Origin of the sequence: Polynucleobacter sp. QLW-P1DATA-2 (assembly GCF_001870365.1) — a bacterium.
Classification (GTDB): domain Bacteria; phylum Pseudomonadota; class Gammaproteobacteria; order Burkholderiales; family Burkholderiaceae; genus Polynucleobacter.
On sequence record NZ_LZMQ01000004.1, the window covers coordinates 1 to 26,568 of the forward strand.

A 26,568-nucleotide genomic window follows, 5' to 3' on the forward strand; every position below is an offset into this window, starting at 1 on the left:
AATACTGCTGAACCACCAGCCGAACGGGCTACTTGAGCACCTTTGCCAGGCATGATTTCTACACAGTGAATTGTGCTACCAACAGGAATATTACGAATTGGCAAATTGTTACCAGATTTGATTGGGGCTTCTGAGCCACTCATCAAAGATTGGCCAACAGTCATGCCCTTAGCAGCAGGAATATAGCGACGCTCGCCATCCGCAAACACGATCAATGCAATATTTGCACTGCGGTTTGGATCGTATTCCAAGCGTTCAACTTTTGCTGGAATACCATCTTTGTCGTTGCGCTTAAAGTCAACAACACGGTAATGATGCTTGTGACCACCACCTTTATGACGGGTAGTGATGTGGCCGTTATTATTACGTCCCGCTTTTTGAAACTGTGGCTCTAACAATGGTGCAAAAGGCTTGCCTTTATGGAGGTCAGGATTGACCACCTTGACCATTGAGCGACGACCTGGTGAGGTCGGTTTTGTCTTCATCAAAGGCATGATTAATTCGCCTCCGCTTCAAAGTTAATTTCTTGACCTGGCTTCAAATTCACATAGGCCTTCTTAGTGTGGTCACGACGACCTTCAAAACGGCCATAGCGCTTAGGCTTACCCTTTTGATTCACGATTTGAACAGAGTCAACTTGCACTTTGAAGAGCAATTCAACTGCTTGTTTTACATCGAGCTTATTTGCGTCGCGAGCAACTTGGAACACTACTTGTTCGTTCTTCTCTGCAACCATTGTGGCTTTTTCAGAGATAACCGGACCAAGCAGAACCTTCATTAGGTTGTGATCGTTTTTACGGACTTGGCTCATTTCAGCAACTCCTCAATTTTTGCGATCGCTGATTTGCTGACCAATACCTTTTTGTATTGAACCAAAGCTAATGGATCGGCGTGCTGTGGCTCACATACAGCAACTTTATGCAAGTTACGTGATGCCAAGTACAAATTCTCGCTAACCTGATCAACAATGATCAAGACTGAATCCAAACCCATTGCCTTAACTTTGTCAGCTAAAACCTTAGTTTTTGGAGCATCAAGATTGAATTGATCAACAACATTCAAACGACCTTCGCGAGCCAACTGAGACAAAATTGATCTCATACCAGCGCGGTACATTTTCTTGTTTACTTTTTGGCTGAAATTCTCTTCTGGAGAATTTGGGAATATACGACCACCCCCACGCCACAGCGGGGAAGAGCTCATACCAGCACGTGCACGACCAGTACCTTTTTGACGCCAAGGTTTCTTGGTTGTGTGCTTAACTTGCTCACGGTCTTTTTGTGCACGGTTACCGCTGCGTGCATTTGCTTGGTAGGCCACTACAACTTGGTGTACCAATGCTTCGTTATATTCACGTTCGAATACTTCTGGTGAAGCTTGAACGCCTGCACCTAAAGTACCGTTGTCTTGGAGAAGCTTAAGTTCCATATTCGCTCTCCTTATTTCTTCTTCAACGGTGTTTTCACCGCTGGAGTAACAATAACTTTACCGCCCGGGGCACCTGGAATAGCGCCTTTAACCATGATGAGATTACGTTCTGCATCAATGCGTGCGATGACTAAATTTTGAACTGTACGTGTAACGTCACCCAAGTGACCGGTCATACGCTTACCAGGGAAAACACGGCCTGGATCTTGCGCCATACCGATTGAGCCTGGTACGTTATGTGAACGTGAGTTACCGTGGGATGCACGACCAGAAGCGAAGTGATAACGCTTGATGGTACCTGCGTAGCCCTTACCGATAGACACACCTTGTACGTCCACTTTTTGACCAGCAGTAAATGCAGCTTCAGCAGGAATTACTTGTCCTGGCGTCATTTCTGCAATTTTTGCTGCGTCTAATTGGAATTCGTTGAGACCGTTACCAGCCATCACTCCAGCTTTGGCGAAGTGACCAGCCATTGCTTTAGTAACGCGTGTAGCTCTACGTGTGCCATGTGCCAACTGGATAGCATCATAGCCATCAGTTGCCTGGGTCTTGATTTGAGCGATTCTGTTGTCGCTCACGTCAATTACGGTTACAGGGATTGAATCCCCTTCGTCCGTAAATAGACGGGTCATGCCGACCTTGCGGCCGATTAAGCCTAAGCTCATATTCATGCTCCACGCCGACTTCGATTGGTCGGCAAAATTAATTTAAGTGATTTACAAGTAAAAGTACTTCTAAATCAATAACTTACAGCGTTTTTAATACTGATAAAACTCAAATTTTCGCTCAAATAATTGAGCGAAGCCTTAGATTCTATCCCGAAAACCCAGTCTTGACAAGCAAAAAGACTGGAAATAACAAATTACTGCAACTTAATTTCGACGTCCACACCTGCTGGGAGGTCTAATTTCATCAAAGCATCTACAGTTTTCTCTGTAGGATCAACAATATCCATTAAACGGAGATGGGTACGGATCTCTAACTGATCACGTGATGTCTTGTTCACGTGTGGTGAACGCAAGATATCAAAACGCTCAATACGGGTTGGCAAAGGTACTGGACCCTTAACAACTGCACCAGTACGCTTAGCTGTATCAACAATTTCAGCTGCAGACTGGTCGATCAAACGGTAATCAAATGCTTTAAGGCGAATACGAATTTTTTGGTTTTGCATATTAATTCCAAAGAGCGTTGTGGTGCTGCCACGTTATACATCTAAAGAGCTCGGTGACATCAGCAGCACTGATGTCACCGGTTAGCAAACCGCTAAATATTTTTTACTACTACTTAAGCCAAAATCTTTGCAACCACGCCGGCGCCAACAGTACGGCCACCTTCACGGATCGCAAAACGTAAACCTTCTTCCATCGCGATAGGAGCGATGAGTTTTACGGTAATTGTGACGTTATCACCAGGCATCACCATTTCTTTGTCTTTTGGCAACTCGATTGAACCAGTAACGTCCGTTGTACGGAAGTAGAACTGTGGACGATAGTTGTTAAAGAATGGAGTATGACGACCACCTTCATCTTTACCCAAGATATAAACCTCGGCTGTAAAGTGAGTATGTGGGGTGATTGAACCTGGCTTAGCCAATACTTGGCCGCGCTCAACTTCTTCACGTTTTGTACCGCGCAATAAGATACCAACGTTATCGCCTGCTTGACCTTGGTCGAGCAATTTGCGGAACATTTCAACGCCAGTACAAGTTGTCTTGAGGGTTGGCTTGATACCGATAATTTCGATCTCTTCACCGACTTTAACGATGCCACGCTCGATACGACCGGTTACAACAGTACCGCGACCGGAGATAGAGAACACGTCTTCTACTGGCATCAAGAACGCGCCATCAATTGCACGCTCTGGAGTTGGGATGTATGTATCGAGTGCTTCAGCCAATTTCATGATGGCTTCTTTACCCAATGGGCCTTCGTCGCCTTCAAGCGCTAACTTAGCAGAACCTTGAACGATTGGTGTGTCATCGCCTGGGAAGTCATATTTAGACAGAAGCTCACGAACTTCCATTTCAACTAACTCGAGCAATTCAGCGTCATCAACCATGTCGCACTTGTTCAAGAAAACAACGATGTAAGGAACGCCCACTTGGCGTGCCAAGAGGATGTGCTCACGCGTTTGTGGCATTGGGCCGTCGGCTGCAGAGCAAACTAAAATTGCGCCGTCCATCTGCGCAGCACCAGTAATCATGTTCTTAACGTAGTCAGCATGTCCTGGGCAATCGACGTGTGCGTAGTGACGATTTGCAGTCTCGTACTCAACGTGTGCAGTATTAATCGTAATACCACGTGCTTTTTCTTCTGGAGCAGCATCGATCTGATCGTATGCTTTTGCTTCGCCACCGAATGCTTTTGAGAGCACAGTTGCGATTGCTGCTGTCAATGTGGTTTTACCGTGGTCAACGTGACCGATGGTGCCTACGTTTACGTGCGGTTTTGTCCGCTCGAACTTTTCTTTTGCCATTTTTGTCTGCCTTCTTTAGCTAGTCAATATTCAAAATTAATGTGGATAAATTACTTCGCTTTAGCAGCCATAACTGCTTCAGCAACGTTCTTAGGTGCTTCGGAATAATGCTTAAATTCCATGGTGTAGGTAGCGCGACCTTGGGTCAACGAGCGCAAGCCAGTTGAGTAACCAAACATCTCTGCCAATGGCACTTCAGCGCGAACGATCTTACCGCCCCCTGGAATGTCATCCATACCTTGCAAAATACCGCGACGGGATGAGAGATCACCCATAACGTTACCCATGAAATCTTCTGGTGTTTCTACTTCAACAGCCATCATCGGCTCAAGCAACACAGGGGATGCTTTACGCATACCGTCTTTGAATGCCATAGAACCCGCCATCTTAAATGCGTTTTCGTTGGAGTCAACGTCATGGTATGAACCGAAGAACAATGTTGCTTTGATATCTACAACTGGATAGCCAGCCAAAATACCGGAGTTCAAAGTTTCGATAATGCCTTTTTCTACTGCAGGGATATATTCACGTGGAACTACACCGCCCTTAATAGCGTCGACGAATTCAAAACCTTTACCAGGTGCTTGTGGCTCTAATTTCAATACTACGTGACCATATTGACCACGACCACCAGATTGCTTAACGAATTTACCTTCGATTTCTTCGCAAACCTTACGAATGGTTTCGCGATAGGCAACTTGTGGCTTACCAACAGTTGCTTCAACGCTGAACTCACGCTTCATACGGTCAACTAAAATTTCTAAGTGAAGCTCGCCCATACCAGAAATAATGGTTTGGCCTGATTCTTCATCAGTCTTCACACGGAAAGAAGGATCTTCTTGTGCCAAGCGATTTAAAGCAAGGCCCATTTTTTCCTGGTCAGCTTTAGTCTTTGGCTCAACAGCTTGTGAGATTACTGGCTCTGGGAATACCATGCGCTCCAAAATCACGATGCTATCTGGATCACACAATGTCTCACCAGTAGTTGCGTCTTTTAGACCAACCGCTGCAGCGATATCGCCTGCGTAAACTTCTTTAATTTCTTCACGTTGGTTTGCATGCATCTGCAACAAACGGCCAACACGCTCTTTCTTACCCTTGATTGGGTTATAGATTGTGTCGCCAGACTTCATCACACCTGAGTAAACGCGGAAGAAAATGAGCTGGCCAACGAATGGGTCAGTCATGATCTTGAATGCTAATGCAGAAAACTTCGCATTATCAGATGCCTCACGAGTTGCAGGAGTGCCGTCTTCTAATTCACAAAGAACCGGTGGAACATCCAATGGGGATGGCAGCAACTCAACTACTGCGTCCAACATTGCTTGAACGCCTTTGTTTTTGAAGGCAGTTCCGCACAACATTGGAACGATTTCGTTAGCGATAGTACGTTGACGTAATGCTGCTTTAATTTCTTCTTCGGTCAAGCCTTCGCCGCCGAGATACTTTTCCATCAACTCTTCTGAGCTCTCTGCAGCAGCTTCGAGCATTTTCTCGCGCCACTCTTCAGCAGAAGCTTGTAACTCAGCAGGGATATCTTCGTAGGTGAACTTAGTGCCTTGTGAAGCTTCATCCCAATAGATGGCCTTCATCTTTACCAAGTCCACAACGCCTTTGAAGTTTTCTTCGGCACCGATAGGAATTTGAATCAAGATTGGATTTGCTTTTAGGCGCATCTTCATTTGGTCATAGACCTTGAAGAAGTTCGCGCCAGTACGGTCCATCTTGTTTACGAATGCTAAACGGGGAACCTGATACTTGTTAGCTTGACGCCAAACAGTTTCTGATTGTGGCTGCACACCACCTACCGCACAGTAAACCATGCAAGCGCCGTCCAAAACGCGCATAGAGCGCTCAACTTCAATCGTGAAGTCTACGTGTCCTGGGGTATCAATAATATTGATACGGTGCTCAGGCATATTGCCTGCCATACCCTTCCAGAAAGTGGTTGTAGCAGCGGAAGTAATCGTGATACCACGCTCTTGCTCTTGCTCCATCCAGTCCATGGTAGCCGCGCCATCATGCACTTCACCAATTTTGTGATTAACACCGGTGTAGAACAAAACGCGTTCTGTAGTTGTTGTCTTACCTGCGTCGATGTGCGCAGAAATACCGATATTGCGGTATTTGTCGATGGGGGTTTTACGTGCCACTGTTGGTGCCTTTTCTTTACTATTTGATTAGAAGCGGAAATGTGAGAAAGCTTTGTTAGCTTCTGCCATACGGTGAACTTCTTCACGCTTCTTCATTGCGCCGCCACGACCTTCAGCAGCTTCTAATAATTCGTTGGCCAAACGTTGAGCCATAGATTTCTCACCACGCTTTTTAGCGGCTTCACGCACCCAGCGCATTGCCAAAGCAGAGCGGCGTGATGGGCGAACTTCAACAGGAACCTGGTAGTTAGCACCGCCAACACGACGGCTCTTCACCTCAACCATTGGCTTAACGTTGCCCATAGCTGTTGAGAAAACTTCGAGTGGTTCTTTGTTTGCTTTTTTCTCGATGTGATCAAAGGCACCGTAAACGATACGCTCTGCAACCGATTTCTTGCCGTCCAACATCAGGACGTTCATGAATTTAGCTACTTCTACATTGCCGAATTTTGGATCCGGCAAAATTTCCCGTTTGGGAACTTCACGACGACGTGGCATAACTACTCCTTCAGTTCAGTTAGGGATGATTCACATGAATCATCCGCTCCGGTTGCCCTACTATTTAAGAAATTTCTTAAACGGAACAACCACTTACTTGTCTTTTAAGTCTGACAAACGAAGACTTACTGCAAATACTTGAAGTTGCTATTAAGCAGCTTTCTTGGCGCGCTTAGCACCGTACTTGGAACGTGACTGCTTACGGTCTTTAACACCTTGCAAGTCAAGTGAGCCACGAACGATGTGGTAGCGAACACCTGGCAAATCCTTTACACGACCGCCACGAATTAACACTACTGAGTGTTCCTGGAGGTTATGGCCTTCACCACCAATGTATGAAATCACTTCAAAACCATTGGTTAGGCGAACTTTGGCTACTTTACGAAGCGCAGAGTTAGGCTTTTTAGGAGTGGTTGTGTACACACGTGTACATACACCACGGCGCTGCGGACTGTTTTCCAGTGCAGGGCTCTTGCTTTTAACGATAAGCCTGGATCTTGGCTTGCGTATTAATTGATTAATTGTTGGCATAAAATAGCTCGGTTAGTACTTCTTTGTTGCTTTCTTCAAGAAAATCAATGACTTAGAGAATTTCTAGGTCAAAAAGACCCTCTTCTGAATCAGTAGAACTCAGCATTCTAGCTTGGCCAGCCCTTTCCGTCAACCTAATGGGGAAAAAACTGGCCATTTCTGGCCAGAATTACCAAATTAGCTCGGATCAGCCTCCCCAGCAGGAGCAACCACTTCAGCCTCTATTTCTACAGGGGCGTTAGCCATTGCTTCCTCTTCAGCGGCAATCATTTGAGCGCGATCACGCTCGAATTGCTCTCTGACCTTGCGTGCACGGCGGTATGACAAGCCGGTACCTGCAGGAATCAGGCGACCAATAATGACGTTTTCCTTGAGGCCACGGAGTGTATCGGTCTTGCCCATAATCGCTGCTTCGGTCAATACACGGGTGGTTTCTTGGAAAGAAGCCGCTGAAATAAAGCTGTCGGTCGACAAGGATGCCTTAGTAATACCAAGCAATACGTTGTCGAACTGAGCTGGATGCTTGCCTTGGGCAATCACCGCATCGTTCGCGTCATATAACTTAGAACGCTCAACCTGCTCACCAGTGATGAAGGATGTATCGCCCGGATCAGTTACCTGAACACGACGCAACATCTGACGCACGATTACTTCGATGTGCTTGTCATTGATCTTCACACCCTGGAGACGATAAACGTCCTGCACTTCGTCAACGATGTAGATTGCTAACTCTTCGATACCTTTGAGAGTCAAGATGTCGTGTGGATCAGCAGGGCCTTCCACAATCATCTCGCCCTTATTCACAACTTGACCATCATGAACGAGAACTTGCTTCTCTTTAGGAATCAAGAATTCATTAGCTTCGCCATCCATATCGGCAATAACCAAACGCTGTTTACCTTTGGTTTCTTTACCGAAGGAAACGGTTCCAGTAACTTTCGCCAATACAGCTGCATCTTTTGGTGAACGTGCCTCGAACAATTCTGCAACGCGTGGCAAACCACCGGTAATATCGCGAGTCTTCTGTGATTCGATTGGAATACGTGCCAACACTTCACCAACTTCGACCTTCTGACCATCTTTAACAGTAATCAAAGCGCCCACTTGGAGGCCAATGTTAACTGGATGATCAGTACCGGCGATCATGACTTCGTTACCCTTGTCATCAACCAAGTTGATCATTGGGCGAACGCCTTTGCTTGCAGCAGAACGACGCTTACCGTCAATCACCACCAAGGTGGAGAGGCCAGTAACTTCATCAACCTGCTTAGCAACGGTTACACCTTCTTCGACGTTGTCGAAGCGAGCGATACCAGCGTACTCAGAAATAATCGGACGTGTTAACGGATCCCAAGTCGCCAAGCTTGCGCCAGCTTTCACGGCTGCATCTTCTTTTAACAAGAGAGTTGCACCGTAAGGCACTTTATGACGCTCACGCTCACGACCATTCTCGTCAACGATCAAGGCTTCGCCAGAACGTGAAATCACGATCTGCTCACCCTTTGCGTTCTTCACAACACGCATCGTGCCGGAGAACTTCAATGCACCGTTAGACTTGGCTTCAATATTACTTGCAACCAATGCACGTGACGCTGCACCACCGATATGGAAGGTACGCATAGTCAACTGTGTGCCTGGCTCACCGATGGACTGAGCAGCGATAACGCCAACTGCTTCACCAACGTTGACCAAACCACCACGACCTAGATCACGTCCGTAACACTTAGCACACAAGCCGAAGCGAGTTAAGCAAGACAATACTGTGCGAACCTTAACTTCGTCGATACCCAATGCAACGATTTGATCAACGTGATCTTCGTCAAGCAGTGTGTCGTTAGGAACAATAACTTCTTGTGTATCTGGATGAACGATGTCACCGATACATACACGACCCAAAATACGATCGCGCAATGCTTCGATAATTTCACCGCCTTCAACCAGCGCTTTCATTGTTACGCCAGAAGTTGCGCCGCAATCATCTTCAATGACTACGAGGTCTTGAGTTACGTCACATAAACGACGTGTCAAGTATCCAGAGTTCGCTGTCTTCAACGCTGTATCAGCCAGACCTTTACGAGCACCGTGGGTTGAAATGAAGTACTGCAATACGTTCAAACCTTCACGGAAGTTCGCAGTAATTGGGGTCTCAATGATCGAGCCATCAGGCTTGGCCATCAAACCACGCATACCAGCCAACTGGCGAATCTGCGCTGCAGATCCACGCGCACCAGAGTCCGCCATCATGTAGATGGAATTGAAGGATTCTTGACGCACAGTTTTACCGTTACGGTCGAGTACGTCAACGTGTGACAACTCGTCCATCATCGCCTTACCAACCTGATCACCTGCAGCACCCCAAATATCAACCACGTTGTTGTAACGTTCTTGATTGGTTACGAGACCTGACATGAACTGCTTGTCATACTCCTTAACCTTGGCAGAAGCCTCAGTGATGATGCGCTCTTTAGATGTTGGGATCAACATATCGTCGATCGCAACAGAGATGCCTGCATTGGTTGCCAAGCGGAAACCAGACTGCAAGAGGCGGTCAGCAAAAATCACTGTTTCACGCAAGCCGCACTTACGGAATGAAGTGTTGATCAAGCGTGAGATTTCTTTTTTCTTCAAAGGCTTGTTGATTTCCTCGAAAGACATGCCTTTAGGCAAAATCTCAGACAAGATGGCGCGGCCAACTGATGTGTGATAAATCTTGGTCTTCTCAGCAAAACGGGCATCGCCCTCTGCCTTCTTGTCCACGATCTCATACTCAGTAATACGCACAGCAACACGAGAAGCCAATTCAACTTGACCTGCTTCGTATGCACGCACTACTTCAGTAATGTTAGCGAAGACCATGCCCTCGCCTTTACCGTTGATCTTGTCACGTGTAGCATAGTACAGACCCAACACCACGTCCTGTGAAGGAACGATTGATGGCTCGCCGTTAGCTGGGAACAATACGTTGTTCGAAGCCAACATCAATGTACGCGCTTCCATTTGCGCTTCGAGCGACAAAGGAACGTGAACCGCCATTTGGTCACCGTCAAAGTCCGCGTTAAATGCCGCGCAGACTAATGGGTGCAATTGGATTGCTTTGCCTTCAATCAGCATTGGCTCGAAAGCCTGAATACCGAGACGGTGCAATGTAGGTGCACGGTTCAACATGATTGGATGTTCACGAATCACTTCTTCGAGAATGTCCCAAACGATTGGAGTCTGGCTCTCAACTTCTTTCTTCGCAGCCTTAATGGTGGTTGCAATTCCTAAAGTCTCAAGCTTGTTGAAAATAAATGGCTTGAACAATTCCAATGCCATCAATTTTGGTAAGCCGCACTGATGCAATTTCAGTGTAGGGCCAACCACGATGACTGAACGACCTGAGTAGTCAACACGTTTACCCAACAAGTTTTGACGGAAACGACCGCTCTTACCTTTAATCATCTCAGCCAAGGACTTGAGCGGACGCTTATTAGCGCCAGTCATAGCCTTACCGCGACGACCGTTATCGAGCAATGAGTCAACCGCTTCTTGCAACATCCGCTTTTCGTTGCGAACGATGATCTCTGGAGCGCGCAACTCTAATAAACGCTTAAGACGATTGTTACGGTTAATAACGCGACGGTAGAGGTCGTTCAAATCAGAAGTAGCAAAGCGACCGCCATCCAATGGCACCAATGGGCGCAACTCTGGTGGCAATACTGGCAACACTTCCATGATCATCCAGTCAGGCTTGATACCTGAAGTCTGGAACGCCTCGAGCACTTTTAAGCGCTTAGCGTATTTCTTGATCTTGGCATCGCTACCAGTGGCTTTTAAATCTGCACGAATCGTCTCTACTTCACGATCGATATCAATCGAACGCAAGAGATCACGAATACCTTCAGCGCCCATGATGGCGGTAAATGCACCGTCACCATACTCTTCAGTCTTAGCAATGTATTCATCTTCAGACATGATCTGACCGCGCTTCATTGCGCCTTCAGGAGTCATGCCAGGATCAACAACTACATATGCTTCAAAGTAGAGAACGCGCTCGATATCACGCAATGTCATATCGAGAACCATGCCCAAACGGGATGGCAGTGATTTCAAGAACCAAATGTGCGCTACAGGGGCTGCCAACTCAATGTGGCCCATGCGCTCACGACGTACCTTAGCGAGGGTAACCTCAACGCCACACTTCTCGCAGATCACGCCACGGAACTTTAAACGCTTGTACTTACCGCATAAGCACTCGTAGTCTTTGGTTGGTCCAAAAATCTTGGCGCAGAACAAACCATCACGCTCGGGCTTAAAAGTCCGGTAGTTGATGGTTTCTGGTTTGCGTACTTCACCAAAAGACCATGAGCGAATTTTCTCAGGAGATGCGAGACCAATTTTGATGACATCAAACTGCTCTTCGCCCTGCGTTTGCTTAAATAAATCGAGCAATGCTTTCATATCAGTTGCGCTCCATGTCAATGTCAATACCCAACGAACGGATTTCTTTTACCAGCACGTTGAAGGATTCGGGCATGCCAGCATCAATCGTGTGCTCGCCCTTGACGATGTTTTCATAAACCTTGGTACGGCCTGCGACGTCATCGGACTTCACTGTCAGCATTTCCTGCAAGACATATGAAGCACCGTATGCTTCGAGGGCCCAGACTTCCATCTCACCAAAGCGCTGACCACCGAACTGAGCTTTACCGCCCAATGGCTGTTGCGTTACTAAAGAGTAAGGTCCGGTTGAACGTGCATGCATCTTGTCATCGACCAAATGGTGGAGTTTCAAGACGTGCATTACGCCAACAGTGACTGGACGCTCAAATTGGTCGCCAGTTCGGCCGTCGCACAAAATCATTTGCTGACGTGAAGGGGTCATCTTCAAAGATTTAGCAACATCTTCTGGATACGCCAACTCGAGCATGCGTCCGATTTCAGCTTCAGTAGCACCATCAAACACTGGAGTAGCAAATGGCAAGCCTTGGCGGAGATTCTCAGCCAAAACATTGATCTGCTCATCAGTGAAGTTGTCGATGTCTTCAACACGACCTGTTTCGTTATAAAGCTGCTTGAAGAACTTACGTAATTCAGCTTGCTTAGCGTGCTCACGAACCATCTCGTCAATACGCTTACCAATACCTTGGGCAGCCCAACCTAAATGGGTTTCCAAGATCTGGCCAACGTTCATACGGGAAGGAACACCCAATGGGTTCAAGACGATGTCAACAGGGCGTCCGTCAGCCATAAATGGCATATCTTCAGCTGGGGCGATTTTAGAAACCACACCCTTGTTACCGTGACGACCGGCCATCTTGTCACCAGGCTGTAAACGACGCTTAACGGCCAAGTACACCTTAACCATCTTTGTTACGCCAGGCTGTAAATCATCGCCCTGGGTAAGCTTGGTGCGCTTCTCTTCAAAAGCCTCATCAAATTGCTTACGCTTCGCTTCAATAGAAGACTTGATTGCTTCAACTTGTGAGGCAACCTCATCATCTGTTGGACGAACGTCAAACCAATGGTATTTATCTAAGCTGGCAAGGTATTCCTTGTCAATCTTAGTGCCTTTAGCTAATTTCTGAGGACCGCCATTGGCAACCTTGCCAATCAACAGCTTTTCTAAACGCATGAAGGCATCGCCCTCAACAATACGCAACTGGTCGTTCAAGTCCAAACGATAGCGTTGTAATTCTTCTTGGATAATTGACTGTGCACGTGCATCACGCTCAATACCTTCACGGGTGAAGACCTGAACATCAATAACAGTACCGATCATTCCTGATGGAACGCGCAAAGAAGTATCTTTAACGTCAGATGCTTTTTCACCGAAGATCGCACGTAGTAACTTCTCTTCAGGAGTGAGAGTAGTCTCGCCCTTTGGAGTTACTTTACCAACCAATACGTCGCCAGCTTCAACTTCAGCACCGATGTAAACAATACCGCTTTCATCCAAACGGGAGAGTTGTGACTCTGCCAAATTGGAGATATCGCGAGTAATTTCTTCTGAACCCAGCTTGGTATCACGCGCAACCACTGACAACTCTTCAATATGAATAGAGGTGTAGCGGTCGTCAGCAACAACTTTTTCAGAGATCAAGATTGAATCTTCGAAGTTGTAGCCGTTCCATGGCATAAATGCCACAGTCATGTTTTGACCCAAAGCCAATTCACCCAAATCGGTAGATGCGCCGTCAGCAACAACGTCACCACGCGCTACGCGATCACCAGCCTGAACGATAGGACGTTGGTTAATGTTGGTGTTTTGGTTTGAACGGGTGTACTTGATGAGGTTATAAATATCCACACCAACTTCACCAGCAGCTGTCTCATCATCGTTTACACGAATCACAACACGGTTAGCGTCAACATAATCAACGATACCGCCGCGGGACGCCAAAATAACAGTGCCAGAGTCAACCGCAACAATACGCTCTAAACCTGTACCAACCAATGGCTTATCCGGACGCAAGCAAGGAACTGCTTGACGCTGCATGTTCGCACCCATCAACGCACGGTTTGCATCATCGTGCTCTAAGAATGGAACGAGTGAAGCGGCAGCAGAAACGATCTGGCTAGGAGCAACGTCGATGAAATCGATGCGCTCTGGGCTAACCATCATGGTTTCACCAGCTTGACGAGCAGAAACTAATTCGTCGGCCAACTTACCGCTCTTGTCGATTGTTGCGTTTGCCTGAGCAATCACATACTTTGCTTCCTCAATCGCAGAGAGGTAAACCACTTCATCGCTTACCTTGCTATTGGAAACTTTACGGTATGGGGTTTCTAAGAAACCATGCTCATTCAAACGCGCAAATAACGCGAGTGAGTTGATCAAACCAATGTTTGGTCCTTCGGGAGTTTCAATTGGGCAAACACGTCCATAGTGAGTTGGATGCACGTCGCGCACTTCAAAGCCTGCGCGCTCGCGGGTCAAACCACCAGGTCCCAACGCAGAAATACGACGCTTGTGCGTGATCTCTGAAAGCGGGTTGGTTTGGTCCATAAACTGGGACAACTGTGAAGAACCGAAGAACTCACGAATCGCAGAAGAGATTGGCTTACTGTTAATCAAGTCATGCGGCATGAGGTTTTCTGTTTCGGCTTGGCCGAGACGTTCTTTAACCGCACGCTCAACACGTGACAAACCAGCACGGAATTGGTTTTCAGCCAATTCGCCAACGCAACGTACACGACGATTACCTAAGTGATCGATATCGTCTACTTCGCCTTTGCCGTTACGCAAATCTACGAGGGACTTAATGGTGTCGAGAATATCTTCGTTTGACAGAACCATTGGGCCTTCCATTTCTGGACGGTTCAAACGGCTGTTGACCTTCATACGGCCAACGCGTGACAAATCGTAAGTATCTTCGTTGTAGAACAAGCGCTGGAACAAGGCTTCTACAGCATCTTCTGTTGGAGGCTCACCAGGACGCATCATGCGGTAGATGGCGATACGAGCAGCCATTTGATCCGCTGTTTCATCAGTACGCAATGTCTGAGAAATGTATGCACCAGAATCCAAATCATTGGTGTAGATAGTTTCTAATTGCTTGATGCCTGCATCGCGCAATGTAGCCAATACCTCTTCAGTGATTTCATCATTAGCGTAGGCCAAGATTTCACCAGAATCTGGATCAACAATATTGCGTGCCACTACACGACCAATTAAATAGTCGTCTGGTACAGCGATTGTTTTAGTTTTAGCAGCTTCGAGTTCACGAATATGCTTTGCATTGATACGCTTGTCTTTTTGAATGACAATAACGCCATTCTTGTCGAGCACATCAAAGCTAGCCAACTGACCACGCAAACGCTCTGGCACAAATTCCATTGAACCGCCGTTAGCAGTTAATGAGAAATGGTCAAAGTTAAAGAAGTTAGCAAGAATCTGTTCGTTGTTTAAACCAATTGCTTTGAGCAAAATGGTGACAGGCATCTTACGACGACGGTCAACGCGGAAATAGAGAATGTCTTTCGGATCAAACTCGAAATCGAGCCATGAACCACGGTAAGGAATGATGCGTGCTGAGAACAGCAACTTACCTGAGCTATGTGTTTTACCCTTATCGTGCTCGAAGAACACGCCTGGGGAACGGTGCAACTGAGAAACGATCACGCGCTCAGTACCATTGATCACAAAAGAGCCATTTTCTGTCATGAGTGGAATTTCACCCATGTAGACTTCGCTCTCTTTTACCTCTTTAACCTTAGTAGGCGCTTCGCGATCATAAATAATCAAGCGAACTTTTGCGCGCAAGGCAGAGTGGTATGTGTAACCACGCTGTTGACATTCTTTAACGTCAAATGGTGGCTGTGATAACTGGTAAGACACGTATTCCATACGTGCATAGCCGTTGTTAGACACAATTGGGAATGCTGATGTAAAGGCAGCTTGAAGTCCCTCAGTAAGACGAGACATTGCTGGCTTTTCAGCCTGTAAAAATTTAGCGTAGGATTCCAGCTGCGTTGCGATCAGGTACGGAACCTGGTGGTTATTTACTCGCTTAGCAAAGCTTTTACGGACTCGCTTGCGTTCGGTGAAGCTATAGTTCATTTCATCTCCGAATTCAGCGACTGTACAAAGATTTGGCGATTGGCCACTACCAATCACTGGCGGACAACACTAAACCGATAGATTTAGTGTCCGACCAAACTTGCATTCTGCAGTCGTATCAGAAGGCAAACCCGATTTCAATCAGAAATGAAATCGGGTTTGACCTCTAGAGGTCAAACCCAACATGGCTAACGCCCCTTTTTGAGAGGCGCCAGCATTGTATGTATTACTTGAGTTCTGCTTTAGCGCCAGCTTCTTCAAGCTTCTTCTTAGCTTCTTCAGCCGTCTTCTTATCAACAGCTTCTTTGATTGGCTTCGGTGCACCGTCAACCAAGTCCTTAGCTTCTTTCAAGCCAAGACCAGTAATTTCGCGAACTGCCTTAATTACTGAAACTTTGTTTGCGCCAGCTTCGAGCAAGTTAACAGTGAATTCTGTTTGCTCTTCAGCAGCAGCGCCGCCAGCTGCACCAGCAGGACCAGCAACAGCCATCGCTGCAGCTGATACGCCAAACTTCTCTTCGAATGCTTTAACCAAGTCGTTCAAATCCATAACGGACATGCTACCTACTGCATCAATGATTTCTTCTTTAGTAATCGCCATTTTTAGCTCCTAATACTTAAATAGTTAATCTGTCGCTTATTCAGCGGCAGGGGTTTCAGGTGTTTCTGTTCCAGCTTCTGGGGCTGCGGCTGCAGGCTCAGCACTTGCTTCTGGAGCGGCGGCTTCAGCAACTACTTCTGCTGGGGCTGCTGCTACTTCTGCTACCGGTGCTGCAACAGGAGCAGGTGCTCCTTCTGCCTTTTGTGCTGCTACTGCGCCCAATACGCGAGCCATCGCAGAAACTGGGGCCAACATCACGCCCAACAACTGAGATAACAACTCGTCGCGGCTTGGAATAGACGCGAGGGATTTAACACCCGCTACGTCCAACAACTTGCCGTTATATAAGCCAGCAGTAATGACCAGCTTGTCTTGAGTCTTAGCAAAGTTCTGCAATACTTTTGCCGAAGCAATCGGATCAGCAGAAATGCCGTAGATCAAGGGGCCAACCATCGAATCGGCAAGAGGCTCAAACTGTGTGCCTTGTGCAGCACGGCGTGCCAATGTGTTCTTCAAAACGCGAAGATATACACCTTGGTCACGTGCGCTAGCACGTAGCTTTGTCAACTGCTCTACTGGAATACCACGGTATTCAGCGAGCACGACAGTTTGGGCTCCAGCCAATTGAGCGCCGACATCAGCAACAATCGCTTTTTTGTCTTGTACATTCAAAGGCACGGTTTAACTCCTAAAAAACCAACTGTTTCCAGTTGGGGTTACACACCAGCGTCTGATCATTTGTTCACAAGGTTCTTGTGAAAATCTTTTCAGGGTCGCCATCTGCGCTGGCTATTACTTTCGTAACGATTAAGAATTCATCCCTATAAAAGCAAACTCATTCACCAACGGTCTTTGATGTTCGACTCTCACTCAAAGAGTGGGAGTCGACCCAAAGTTCTTTTTTGCTACAGGCTAATTAAGCTGCTGCCTGTAACGATGCTTGGTCTACGCGTACGCCTGCACCCATGGTGCTGCTTACGGCAACCTTCTTTAAATAAATACCCTTAGATGCAGGTGGCTTCGCTTTATTCAAAGCCTCGAGCAATGCGAGCAAGTTGGATTTCAATGCAGTTGGCTCGAATGAACGACGGCCAATGCTTGCGTGCACGATACCGGCTTTGTCCACACGGAACTGAACTTGACCAGCTTTTGCATTTTTAACTGCAGTAGCAACGTCAGGAGTCACTGTTCCAACTTTTGGATTCGGCATCAAACCACGTGGGCCCAATACTTGACCTAAAGTACCAACAATTTTCATTGTGTCTGGGGATGCGATCAAAATATCGAAATCAATTTTGCCGCCTTTAATTTGTTCAGCAAGCTCTTCCATGCCAACAATTTCTGCACCAGCGGCTTTAGCTTGTTCAGCCTTCTCGCCTTGAGCAAAAACAGCTACACGAACATGCTTACCTGTACCAGCCGGGAGCACTACTGCGCCACGCACAACTTGGTCAGATTTCTTAGCATCAATACCCAACTGAACAGCAACGTCAATAGATTCATCAAACTTAGCAGTTGCACACTCTTTAACAAGGTTCAATGCGTCATCTAATGAATAGAACTTGTTGCGATCAACTTTAGATTGAATTGCTTTTACGCGTTTAGATAATTTAGTCATGATTAGAGACCTTCCACAGTGATGCCCATGGAACGGGCGCTACCAGCGATTGTTCTAACAGCTGCGTCCATATCGGCTGCTGTCAAATCTGGCATTTTTGCTTTAGCGATTTCTTCCGCTTGAGCACGAGTAATTGAACCCACTTTATCGGTATGAGGACGTGGTGATCCTTTTTCAATCTTCGCAGCCTTCTTAATCATGATGGTTGCTGGAGGAGTCTTCATGATGAATGTGAAGCTCTTATCAGCAAACGCTGTAATCACGACTGGAATTGGAAGGCCTGGTTCCATGCTCTGAGTTTGAGCATTGAACGCCTTACAGAATTCCATAATGTTAAGGCCGCGTTGACCCAATGCTGGACCTACGGGTGGTGATGGATTTGCTTTACCTGCAGGGATCTGCAGCTTAATAAAGCCAATAATCTTCTTTGCCATGTGTGCTCCTTAAAGCGCGCCTAACCTCATTAGGAAAGACCGCTGTTGAGTAAACGCTTCGCTAGTTTTTGGCTTTCTAGCTCCGCTCCTCGGTTATTGCTAACCACTTAACTACTAACTACTAAAACCAGGACTAAGTCCTTGTTTTTACATCTTTTCTACCTGGCCGAACTCCAGCTCAACTGGGGTACCGCGGCCAAAAATTGTAACAGAAACGCGCAATCTTGACTTCTCATAATTGACTTCTTCGATATTTCCGTTGAAATCAACAAATGGGCCTTCTTTAACTCGCACGATCTCGCCAACCTCAAATAGGGTCTTAGGCTTAGGTTTATCCACCCCAGCCTGCATTTGATCCATGATTTTGGCTACTTCAGCCGTAGAAATTGGGCTTGGACGATTACGAACGCCGCCTACGAAACCGGTTACTTTTGGTGTGTTCTTCACCAAATGCCAGCTCTCATCGGTCATTTCCATCTCAATCAGGACATATCCTGGGAAGAAACGACGCTCGGAAACTGACTTGGTGCCGGACTTGATCTCTACAACCTCTTCAGAGGGAACCAAAATACGGCCAAATTTTTCAGGCATGCCAGAACGTGCAATACGCTCTTCAAGACCCTTTTTAACGCTTTTTTCCATGCCAGAGTAAGCATGGATCACGTACCAACGCATATTGCCGGTTGCTTGTGGATTTACAGCTGCTTCAGAATCAATCATTTTTTACTCACTTCCAGCCCAAAAAGACTGAAAAAACTAGCCATTCAATCAATTTGTCTGCAATCCATAAAAACAAGGACATGATCAGAACAAAGCCAAATACGACTAGAGTCATTTGGGTCGTCTCTTTGCGAGTTGGCCAAACAACCTTTTTTACTTCATACCAAGAATCTTTTGCATAGGCGATAAAACGACGCCCATCAGGAGATATCGCCACAATGATCACTGCTGCTGCAATGCCGCCAAACAAAACTGCAAGACGCACCAATAAAGACTGGTCGATCAACGTGTAGTAAAGAACTAACGCAGCAACGACGATTAAAGCAGCGAGTCCGGAGACCCAGCTGCTCTTTTCTTCAGAGTGACTTGCAGTGTGTTGAGACATATAACTTTCAGTTCAAATCGTGGCAGGGGCGGAGGGCATCGAACCCCCAACCTTTGGTTTTGGAGACCAACGCTCTGCCAATTGAGCTACACCCCTTTATAAAAAACTACTTAAGCCAAAATCTTTGCAACCACGCCGGCGCCAACAGTACGGCCACCTTCACGGATCGCAAAACGTAAACCTTCTTCCATCGCGATTGGCGCGATGAGTTTTACGGTAATCGTGACGTTATCGCCAGGCATGACCATTTCTTTGTCTTTTGGCAACTCGATTGAACCAGTTACGTCCGTTGTGCGGAAGTAAAACTGTGGACGATAGTTGTTAAAGAATGGTGTATGACGACCACCTTCATCTTTACCCAAGATGTACACCTCGGCTGTAAAGTGAGTATGTGGGGTGATTGAACCTGGCTTAGCCAATACTTGGCCGCGCTCAACTTCTTCACGTTTTGTACCGCGTAACAAGATACCAACGTTATCGCCTGCTTGACCTTGGTCGAGCAATTTACGGAACATTTCAACACCAGTACAAGTGGTCTTGAGTGTTGGCTTGATACCGATGATTTCGATCTCTTCGCCTACTTTAACGATACCGCGCTCGATACGACCAGTCACAACAGTACCGCGACCGGAGATAGAGAACACGTCTTCTACTGGCATCAAGAACGCGCCGTCAACAGCACGCTCTGGAGTTGGGATATAAGTATCTAATGCTTCAGCCAATTTCATGATGGCTTCTTTACCCAATGGGCCTTCGTCGCCTTCTAAAGCTAACTTAGCAGAACCTTGGATGATTGGTGTGTCATCGCCAGGGAAGTTGTACTTAGATAAAAGCTCACGAACTTCCATTTCAACGAGTTCTAACAATTCAGCGTCATCAACCATGTCGCATTTGTTCAAGAACACGACGATGTAAGGAACGCCTACTTGGCGTGCCAAGAGGATGTGTTCACGAGTTTGTGGCATTGGGCCGTCAGCAGCAGAACAAACCAAAATAGCGCCGTCCATCTGAGCAGCACCAGTAATCATGTTCTTCACGTAGTCAGCATGTCCTGGGCAATCCACGTGTGCGTAGTGACGGTTTGCAGTCTCGTACTCAACGTGCGCAGTATTAATCGTAATACCACGTGCTTTTTCTTCAGGAGCAGCATCGATCTGATCATATGCTTTAGCTTCGCCACCGAATGCTTTAGAAAGCACGGTTGCAATTGCTGCTGTCAATGTAGTTTTACCGTGGTCAACGTGACCGATGGTGCCTACGTTTACGTGCGGTTTTGTCCGCTCGAATTTTTCTTTTGCCATTTTTAATCTGCCTTTAGTTAACTCTTAAACCAAACACGAAATACACAATTAATAAAATCAAACATGGTGCCCATGGGCAGGATCGAACTGCCGACCTCTCCCTTACCAAGGGAGTGCTCTACCACTGAGCCACATGGGCGAAATCTAATGCAACAAATTCTGGAGCGGGATAAGAGAATCGAACTCTTGACCGAAGATTGGAAATCTGCTGTTTTACCATTAAACTAATCCCGCACATCTGGTGGAGGGGGTAGGATTCGAACCTACGTAGGCATAGCCAACAGATTTACAGTCTGCCTCCTTTAGCCGCTCGGACACCCCTCCGCGAACCCAATATTCTGACTCCAAATAGAGTTTCTGTCAATATCTCTAAACGCTTGGCACAAGTAAAAACGCCCAGACCTAAGAGGGTCTGGGCGTCGCATTGGTGCCCGGCAGTTACCTACTTTCACACGGGTAATCCGCACTATCATCGGCGTAAAGTCGTTTCACTGTCCTGTTCGGGATGGGAAGGAGTGGTTCCAACTTGCTATGGTCACCGGGCGTAGAGGGTCGAGTTGCTGATTAAATCAACAACTCTATTTGAGTAAGCATGTAATAAGGATGCAGATTAAATCTGGCAAACATCCAACACAATAGTGCTGGTTATAGGATCAAGCCTAACGGGCAATTAGTATCGGTTAGCTTAATGCATTACTGCACTTCCACACCCGACCTATCAACGTTGTGGTCTTCAACGACCCTTTATGTAGGTTAAACCTACGGGAGATCTCATCTTCAGGCAAGTTTCCCGCTTAGATGCTTTCAGCGGTTATCTCTTCCATTCATAGCTACCCTGCGATGCTTCTGGCGAAACAACAGGTACACCAGCGGAATGTCCACTCCGGTCCTCTCGTACTAGGAGCAGCCCCCGTCAAATCTCCAACGCCCATGGCAGATAGGGACCAAACTGTCTCACGACGTTTTAAACCCAGCTCACGTACCTCTTTAAATGGCGAACAGCCATACCCTTGGGACCGGCTACAGCCCCAGGATGAGATGAGCCGACATCGAGGTGCCAAACACCGCCGTCGATATGAACTCTTGGGCGGTATCAGCCTGTTATCCCCAGAGTACCTTTTATCCGTTGAGCGATGGCCCTTCCATACAGAACCACCGGATCACTATGACCTGCTTTCGCACCTGCTCGACTTGTCGGTCTCGCAGTTAAGCACGCTTTTGCCATTGCACTTTAGGTACGATGTCCGACCGTACCAAGCGTACCTTCGTACTCCTCCGTTACACTTTGGGAGGAGACCGCCCCAGTCAAACTGCCTACCATGCACTGTTCCCGACCCGGATAACGGGCCAAGGTTAGAACCTCAAATAAATCAGGGTGGTATTTCAAGGTTGGCTCCAACAGAACTAGCATCCTGTTATCAACGCCTCCCACCTATCCTACACAGACCGATTCAAAGTCCAATGCAAAGCTACAGTAAAGGTTCATGGGGTCTTTCCGTCTAGCCACGGGTAGATTGCATCATCACAAACATTTCAACTTCGCTGAGTCTCAGGAGGAGACAGTGTGGCCATCGTTACGCCATTCGTGCAGGTCGGAACTTACCCGACAAGGAATTTCGCTACCTTAGGACCGTTATAGTTACGGCCGCCGTTTACTGGGACTTCAATCAAGAGCTTGCACCCCATCATTTAATCTTCCAGCACCGGGCAGGCGTCACACCCTATACGTCCACTTTCGTGTTTGCAGAGTGCTGTGTTTTTATTAAACAGTCGCAGCCACCTTTTTATTGCAACCCTTTCGTCCTCCCCTTGTACAGGGTCAAACTACCAGGGCGTACCTTATCCCGAAGTTACGGTACAAATTTGCCGAGTTCCTTCTCCTGAGTTCTCTCAAGCGCCTTAGAATACTCATCTCGCCCACCTGTGTCGGTTTGCGGTACGGTCTTGTTAGACTGAAGCTTAGAGGCTTTTCTTGGAACCACTTCCAATTGCTTCGCGAATAAATTCGCTCGTCTCACGCCCTTGAATTACGCTACCGGATTTACCTAATAGCCATCTCCAACGTAAGAACCGGGACTTCCAACACCCGGACAACTTTCCGCGATCCGTCCCCCCATCGCATCTAACAATGGTCAAGGAATATTAACCTTGTTCCCATCAGCTACGCATCTCTGCCTCGCCTTAGGGGCCGACTCACCCTGTTCCGATGAACGTTGAACAGGAAACCTTGGGCTTACGGCGAGGGGGCTTTTCACCCCCTTTATCGCTACTCATGTCAGCATTCGCACTTCTGATACCTCCAGCATCCTTTACAAGACACCTTCACAGGCTTACAGAACGCTCTCCTACCATCACATTGCTGTGATCCGCAGCTTCGGTTATATGCTTAGCCCCGTTACATCTTCCGCGCAGGACGACTCGATCAGTGAGCTATTACGCTTTCTTTAAAGGATGGCTGCTTCTAAGCCAACCTCCTGACTGTTTTAGCCTTCCCACTTCGTTTCCCACTTAGCATATATTAGGGACCTTAGCTGGCGGTCTGGGTTGTTTCCCTCTTGACACCGGACGTTAGCACCCGATGTCTGTCTCCCGTGCTTGCACTTGTAGGTATTCGGAGTTTGCTATGGCGCAGTAATCCGCAATGGACCCCACTACCATGACAGTGCTCTACCCCCTACAGTGATACACGAGGCACTACCTAAATAGTTTTCGGAGAGAACCAGCTATTTCCAGTTTTGTTTAGCCTTTCACCCCTATCCACAGCTCATCCCCTAACTTTTCAACGTTAGTGGGTTCGGTCCTCCAGTACGTGTTACCGCACCTTCAACCTGGCCATGGATAGATCAACTGGTTTCGGGTCTACACCCAGCAACTAGCGCCCTATTCGGACTCGCTTTCGCTACGCCTTCCCTATTCGGTTAAGCTTGCTACTGAATGTAAGTCGCTGACCCATTATACAAAAGGTACGCAGTCACCCCTTACGAGGCTCCTACTGTTTGTATGCACACAATTTCAGGATCTATTTCACTCCCCTCCCGGGGTTCTTTTCGCCTTTCCCTCACGGTACTTGTTCACTATCGGTCGATTACGAGTATTTAGCCTTGGAGGATGGTCCCCCCATATTCAGACAGGATTTCTCGTGTCCCGCCCTACTTGTCTCTAGCCTAGTACCACTCAATAATTTTCACATACGGGACTATCACCCTTTATTGTTGGACTTTCCATTCCATTCTGTTAATTACTGAGATATCACTAGAAGGCTCTTCCCATTTCGCTCGCCACTACTCTGGGAATCTCGGTTGATGTCTTTTCCTCTTGCTACTTAGATGTTTCAGTTCACAAGGTTCGCTTCTCATACCCTATGTATTCAGGTATGGATACCACAAAAGTGGTGGGTTTCCCCATTCAGAAATCCCCGGATCAAAGCTTATTTACCAGCTCCCCGGGGCTTATCGCAGGTTATAACGTCTTTCGTCGCCTGTAATCGCCAAGGCATCCATCATGTGCACTTATTCACTTGATCCTATAACGAGCACCATTGCTAGTACCTGTTACAGGTTTACTTCTACTTCTGACATGTTTGCCGTAATCCAAACTGTAAGTACTTTGTTAAGAACTTGGTAAAACTCGTTTGTATTACTGATTGATGATTCAATCTTTACCCTTATTACATTGTCAAATGTCCTCTCAAAGAAACATTTGACACTTTGCTTACTCAAATTTTTAAAGAACAGCCATAAATGGCAAAACTAAACAATTATTAAATCGCTTAGTTTTGACATTTAGATGTTGGTGGAGGATGACGGGATCGAACCGACGACCCCCTGCTTGCAAAGCAGGTGCTCTCCCAGCTGAGCTAATCCCCCAACGTCCACTAAGTCCATATCAACGCTGATTGGTGGGTCTGGTAGGACTTGAACCTACGACCCCTGCGTTATCAACACAGTGCTCTAACCAGCTGAGCTACAGACCCGTGGCTTTTATTGTCAACCGATAAGTGTGGGCACTATAGCTCCAGCATCTTTTCTCTAGAAAGGAGGTGATCCAGCCGCACCTTCCGATACGGCTACCTTGTTACGACTTTACCCCAGTCATGAACCCTGCCGTGGCAGTCGCCCTCCTTGCGGTTAGGCTAACGGCTTCTGGCAAAACCCACTCCCATGGTATGACGGGCGGTGTGTACAAGACCCGGGAACGTATTCACCGCGACATTCTGATCCGCGATTACTAGCGATTCCAGCTTCACGTAGTCGAGTTGCAGACTACGATCCGGACTACGATGCATTTTCTGAGATTAGCTCCCCCTCGCGGGTTGGCAACCCTCTGTATGCACCATTGTATGACGTGTGAAGCCCTACCCATAAGGGCCATGAGGACTTGACGTCATCCCCACCTTCCTCCGGTTTGTCACCGGCAGTCTCTTTAGAGTGCTCTTGCGTAGCAACTAAAGACAAGGGTTGCGCTCGTTGCGGGACTTAACCCAACATCTCACGACACGAGCTGACGACAGCCATGCAGCACCTGTGTTCACTTTCTCTTACGAGCACCTAATGTATCTCTACTTCGTTAGTGACATGTCAAGGGTAGGTAAGGTTTTTCGCGTTGCATCGAATTAATCCACATCATCCACCGCTTGTGCGGGTCCCCGTCAATTCCTTTGAGTTTTAATCTTGCGACCGTACTCCCCAGGCGGCTGACTTCACGCGTTAGCTACGTTACTCAGGATGTAAATCCCGAACAACTAGTCAGCATCGTTTAGGGCGTGGACTACCAGGGTATCTAATCCTGTTTGCTCCCCACGCTTTCGTGCATGAGCGTCAGTGTTATCCCAGGGGGCTGCCTTCGCCATTGGTATTCCTCCACATATCTACGCATTTCACTGCTACACGTGGAATTCTACCCCCCTCTGACACACTCTAGCTATACAGTCACAGGCGCCATTCCCAGGTTAAGCCCGGGGATTTCACGCCTGTCTTGTATAACCGCCTGCGCACGCTTTACGCCCAGTAATTCCGATTAACGCTTGCACCCTACGTATTACCGCGGCTGCTGGCACGTAGTTAGCCGGTGCTTATTCTTCAGGTACCGTCATTCCCGGACTGTGTTAGAGCCGGTGTTTCTTCCCTGACAAAAGAGCTTTACAACCCGAAGGCCTTCTTCACTCACGCGGCATTGCTGGATCAGGGTTTCCCCCATTGTCCAAAATTCCCCACTGCTGCCTCCCGTAGGAGTCTGGGCCGTGTCTCAGTCCCAGTGTGGCTGATCGTCCTCTCAGACCAGCTACTGATCGTCGCCTTGGTGGGCTTTTACCCCACCAACAAGCTAATCAGGCATCGGCCGCTCTAATCGCGCGAGGTCTTTCGATCCCCCGCTTTCCCCCTCAGGGCGTATGCGGTATTAGCACAGCTTTCGCTGCGTTATCCCCCACGATAAGGTACGTTCCGATGTATTACTCACCCGTTCGCCACTCGCCACCAGGTGCAAGCACCCGTGCTGCCGTTCGACTTGCATGTGTAAGGCATGCCGCCAGCGTTCAATCTGAGCCAGGATCAAACTCTTCAGTTTAATTCCTGTGATCCTTGCGGATCGTCGCACTCATTCAAGAAATTGACTTGGTAATAAAACCAAATCTTTTTACTGTCTATGAGTACTATTTATTTACATCTGTCCCGAAGGACTGGATGCTTTCACTTAGTACCCACAATTATCGGTTGACTAATTTTTAAAGAGGGCTGACTTGTTTTTCGTATTTCGTAAAACATTCAGCAGAGAGGTGAGACTATACCCCACATTTTTAGGGTCGTCAACACCTTTCGTACTCTTTTACTTAAAAAAGGCTAAGTTTTTTCTTAGTTTAAAAATATATCCAATTAAAA

General features: G+C 47.2%; 17 protein-coding genes, 6 tRNA genes, 3 rRNA genes and 1 pseudogene. All 27 read right to left on the reverse strand.

The genetic code is table 11. The features are described 5' to 3' along the window. A partial coding sequence (rplB, locus tag A9236_RS09225) for a 50S ribosomal protein L2 (RefSeq protein ID WP_071467860.1) occupies positions 1-494 on the reverse strand: 494 nt, incomplete at its 3' end. 2 nt (positions 495-496) lie between these two features. After that, complete coding sequence (gene rplW / locus A9236_RS09230; RefSeq protein WP_071464440.1) at positions 497-811, reverse strand: 50S ribosomal protein L23; 315 nt, start codon at positions 809-811, stop codon at positions 497-499. Next, entirely contained in the window at positions 808-1,428 is a 621-nt protein-coding gene (gene rplD, locus A9236_RS09235; RefSeq protein ID WP_071464439.1) for a 50S ribosomal protein L4, read from the reverse strand. Before rplD ends, rplW begins: the two co-directional genes overlap by 4 nt. An 11-nt stretch (positions 1,429-1,439) precedes the next feature. Further along, on the reverse strand, positions 1,440-2,096 hold the full coding sequence (gene rplC / locus A9236_RS09240) for a 50S ribosomal protein L3 (protein WP_071465078.1): 657 nt from the start codon (positions 2,094-2,096) through the stop codon (positions 1,440-1,442). A gap of 197 nt (positions 2,097-2,293) precedes the next feature. Continuing rightward, positions 2,294-2,605 (reverse strand): 30S ribosomal protein S10, encoded by a 312-nt coding sequence (gene rpsJ, locus A9236_RS09245; RefSeq protein WP_011901899.1) that lies wholly within the window; start codon positions 2,603-2,605, stop codon positions 2,294-2,296. A 113-nt stretch (positions 2,606-2,718) separates the two neighbouring features. Further along, a complete protein-coding gene (gene tuf, locus A9236_RS09250; RefSeq protein ID WP_071464438.1) occupies positions 2,719-3,909 on the reverse strand; it encodes an elongation factor Tu in 1,191 nt (396 codons plus the stop codon). 50 nt (positions 3,910-3,959) lie between these two features. Then, positions 3,960-6,062 carry an elongation factor G gene (gene fusA, locus A9236_RS09255; protein ID WP_071464437.1) on the reverse strand — a complete coding sequence of 701 codons (2,103 nt, stop codon included), beginning with the start codon at positions 6,060-6,062 and terminating at the stop codon, positions 3,960-3,962. Between the two features lie 27 nt (positions 6,063-6,089). Then, a complete protein-coding gene (gene rpsG, locus A9236_RS09260) occupies positions 6,090-6,560 on the reverse strand; it encodes a 30S ribosomal protein S7 (RefSeq protein ID WP_015420229.1) in 471 nt (156 codons plus the stop codon). Positions 6,561-6,710: 150 nt separating this feature from the next. Continuing rightward, on the reverse strand, positions 6,711-7,091 hold the full coding sequence (gene rpsL, locus A9236_RS09265) for a 30S ribosomal protein S12 (protein ID WP_011901896.1): 381 nt from the start codon (positions 7,089-7,091) through the stop codon (positions 6,711-6,713). A gap of 177 nt (positions 7,092-7,268) precedes the next feature. Then, on the reverse strand, positions 7,269-11,531 hold the full coding sequence (gene rpoC / locus A9236_RS09270) for a DNA-directed RNA polymerase subunit beta' (protein WP_071464436.1): 4,263 nt from the start codon (positions 11,529-11,531) through the stop codon (positions 7,269-7,271). 1 nt (position 11,532) lies between these two features. After that, positions 11,533-15,633, reverse strand: a complete 4,101-nt coding sequence (rpoB, locus tag A9236_RS09275) for a DNA-directed RNA polymerase subunit beta (protein WP_071464435.1) — start codon at positions 15,631-15,633, stop codon at positions 11,533-11,535. Positions 15,634-15,859: 226 nt separating this feature from the next. After that, complete coding sequence (rplL, locus tag A9236_RS09280; RefSeq protein WP_011901893.1) at positions 15,860-16,234, reverse strand: 50S ribosomal protein L7/L12; 375 nt, start codon at positions 16,232-16,234, stop codon at positions 15,860-15,862. A 159-nt stretch (positions 16,235-16,393) separates the two neighbouring features. After that, positions 16,394-16,912, reverse strand: a pseudogene (gene rplJ / locus A9236_RS09285) (50S ribosomal protein L10); the annotation flags it as partial. A gap of 238 nt (positions 16,913-17,150) precedes the next feature. Then, complete coding sequence (rplA, locus tag A9236_RS09290; RefSeq protein ID WP_071464433.1) at positions 17,151-17,852, reverse strand: 50S ribosomal protein L1; 702 nt, start codon at positions 17,850-17,852, stop codon at positions 17,151-17,153. Between the two features lie 2 nt (positions 17,853-17,854). Further along, the gene (gene rplK, locus A9236_RS09295) at positions 17,855-18,286 is read right to left on the reverse strand and encodes a 50S ribosomal protein L11 (protein ID WP_068320088.1); all 432 of its coding nucleotides are present in this window, start codon (positions 18,284-18,286) and stop codon (positions 17,855-17,857) included. A 147-nt stretch (positions 18,287-18,433) separates the two neighbouring features. After that, on the reverse strand, positions 18,434-19,006 hold the full coding sequence (gene nusG, locus A9236_RS09300) for a transcription termination/antitermination protein NusG (protein WP_071464432.1): 573 nt from the start codon (positions 19,004-19,006) through the stop codon (positions 18,434-18,436). Between the two features lie 7 nt (positions 19,007-19,013). After that, entirely contained in the window at positions 19,014-19,391 is a 378-nt protein-coding gene (secE, locus tag A9236_RS09305) for a preprotein translocase subunit SecE (RefSeq protein ID WP_071464431.1), read from the reverse strand. A gap of 20 nt (positions 19,392-19,411) precedes the next feature. Then, positions 19,412-19,487: transfer RNA gene (locus A9236_RS09310), tRNA-Trp, on the reverse strand. A 14-nt stretch (positions 19,488-19,501) separates the two neighbouring features. After that, positions 19,502-20,692 carry an elongation factor Tu gene (tuf, locus tag A9236_RS09315; protein ID WP_071464430.1) on the reverse strand — a complete coding sequence of 397 codons (1,191 nt, stop codon included), beginning with the start codon at positions 20,690-20,692 and terminating at the stop codon, positions 19,502-19,504. Between the two features lie 64 nt (positions 20,693-20,756). Then, a tRNA-Thr gene (locus A9236_RS09320) sits at positions 20,757-20,831 on the reverse strand. Between the two features lie 21 nt (positions 20,832-20,852). Continuing rightward, positions 20,853-20,926, reverse strand: a tRNA-Gly gene (locus tag A9236_RS09325). Between the two features lie 5 nt (positions 20,927-20,931). Beyond that, positions 20,932-21,016: transfer RNA gene (locus tag A9236_RS09330), tRNA-Tyr, on the reverse strand. Positions 21,017-21,121: 105 nt separating this feature from the next. Further along, positions 21,122-21,235, reverse strand: a 5S ribosomal RNA gene (gene rrf / locus A9236_RS09335). 106 nt (positions 21,236-21,341) lie between these two features. Next, a 23S ribosomal RNA gene (locus A9236_RS09340) occupies positions 21,342-24,215 on the reverse strand. 267 nt (positions 24,216-24,482) lie between these two features. Beyond that, positions 24,483-24,558 (reverse strand) — tRNA-Ala (locus A9236_RS09345). A 30-nt stretch (positions 24,559-24,588) separates the two neighbouring features. Then, positions 24,589-24,665: transfer RNA gene (locus tag A9236_RS09350), tRNA-Ile, on the reverse strand. Between the two features lie 59 nt (positions 24,666-24,724). Next, positions 24,725-26,257 (reverse strand): 16S ribosomal RNA (locus A9236_RS09355). The 16S, 23S and 5S rRNA genes sit together here with 5 tRNA genes alongside, the layout of an rRNA operon. Positions 26,258-26,568 lie beyond the last annotated feature (311 nt).